Below are 1,669 nucleotides of genomic sequence, written 5' to 3'. Positions count from 1 at the left end.
CCCCCGGTGTCAGGATAGTTGTCGCCTCGCCAGATTTACCTGAAACCAGATCTCGGGGGCGGAAAGAGAGCCGTTGTGCCGTACTATTCCTCTGAGCGCAAAGCCGAACTGCTCAAGATGTTGCTCCCTCCACTCAATCTGACGATGGCCGAGGTCGCCAGGCGCGAGGGCGTTACTGAAATGTCTCTGTACACCTGGCGTAAGCAAGCCAGTGCCAAAGGATCCGTAGTGGTAACCGACCCCAAACACCCGACCGAGAGTTGGTCGGTGGAAATGAAATTCGCTGCAGTTACCGAGTGTGCCAGCTTGTCCGAAATTGAGCTGGGCGAATACTGCCGTCGTAAAGGCTTGTACCCCGAGCAGATTACCGCGTGGCGGCAGGCGTTTCTGAGCGGAATGACGCCTCAACAAGCACAACCCAAGATTGATCGGGAACAAGCCCGGCAGGACCAGAAACGCATCAAAGAACTTGAGCGCGAACTGCGCCGCAAAGACAAGGCGCTGGCTGAAACAGCTGCGTTACTGGTGCTGCGAAAAAAGCTCAACGATTACTGGGGAGTCGAAGACGAGGACAATTGACTGCTCTGCCGGAACGGCAACTGCTAGTGGCATGGCTGACAGAGGCGATCAATGCCGGTGCTCGAAAATCGATGGCGTGCCGGGAAGTTGGATTGACGCTCAGAACGTTGCAGCGCTGGACGCAAACCGAAGAGGTGCGAGCGGATGCACGCACTACTACAGTTCGCATGAGCCCGGCCAATGCGCTGAACGAGCATGAACGAAAAGTGATTCTCAATCTGTGCAATAGCGCTGAGTATGCTCACTTGCCGCCCAGTCAGATCGTACCGAGGTTGGCCGACAAGCAGATCTACGTAGGTTCGGAGTCAACGTTCTATCGGGTGCTTCGAGCTACCGGACAGAGGCAGCACCGAGGACGCGCTCAGCGCCCTGGACGCAATACCGAGCCGACAACGCATGCGGCCCATGCACCGAATCGTGTGTGGTCGTGGGACATCACGTACTTACCGTCTTCGGTGCGTGGAAAGTACTACTACCTGTATCTGATCGAGGATATTTACAGCCGTAAAAGCGTTGGCTGGGAAGTGCATGAGGACGAGGACGGCGCGAAGGCCGCAGTTTTGTTGCAAAGAAGTGTGATCAGCGAGCAATGCCTAAGGGAACCCTTGGTACTGCATTCAGACAACGGCACGCCGATGAAGTCAGCCACTTTGCTGAGCAAGATGTATGAGCTGGGCATTACGCCATCGAGGGGCAGACCGCGCGTCAGCAATGATAATCCGTATTCAGAGGCTCTTTTCAGAACGCTGAAGTACTGCCCGCAATGGCCGACCAAGGGATTCGAGACCTTGGATGCTGCAAGATGCTGGGTGCGTGATTTTATTCGTTGGTACAACCACGAACACCGACACAGCCGGATCCGCTTCGTCACACCGGCAGAGCGGCATCGGGGGCAGGATAGGCAAATCCTTGCCCGGCGCCATGAGCTGTATGAACAAGCTCGAAGCAGGAATCCAGAGCGATGGTCAGGACGCACTCGTAACTGGGAGCCAATTGGTACGGTGCTGTTGAACCCTGATCGGGATCAACAGCACACGAAGCAAGCCGCATAGCTGGAAGGGTGACGCGACAACTACCTTGAAAAACGCCG

The 1,669-nt window shown here is 56.0% G+C and carries 1 protein-coding gene; it reads left to right on the top strand.

Translation table 11 applies throughout. From position 1 onward, the window contains the following. Positions 1–75: 75 nt before the first annotated feature. A protein-coding gene (locus tag LU671_RS29205; RefSeq protein WP_442964163.1) for an IS3 family transposase occupies positions 76–1,631 on the top strand; the annotation gives its coding sequence in 2 pieces (ribosomal slippage) (positions 76–532 and positions 532–1,631; 1,557 coding nt in all). Positions 1,632–1,669 lie beyond the last annotated feature (38 nt).

It is taken from the genome of Pseudomonas sp. NMI760_13 (genome assembly GCF_021283245.1).
Taxonomy (GTDB): Bacteria; Pseudomonadota; Gammaproteobacteria; order Pseudomonadales; family Pseudomonadaceae; genus Aquipseudomonas; species Aquipseudomonas peradeniyensis.
Note: the sequence above shows the minus strand (reverse complement) of the source record. Positions and strands in the feature narration are given on the sequence as shown.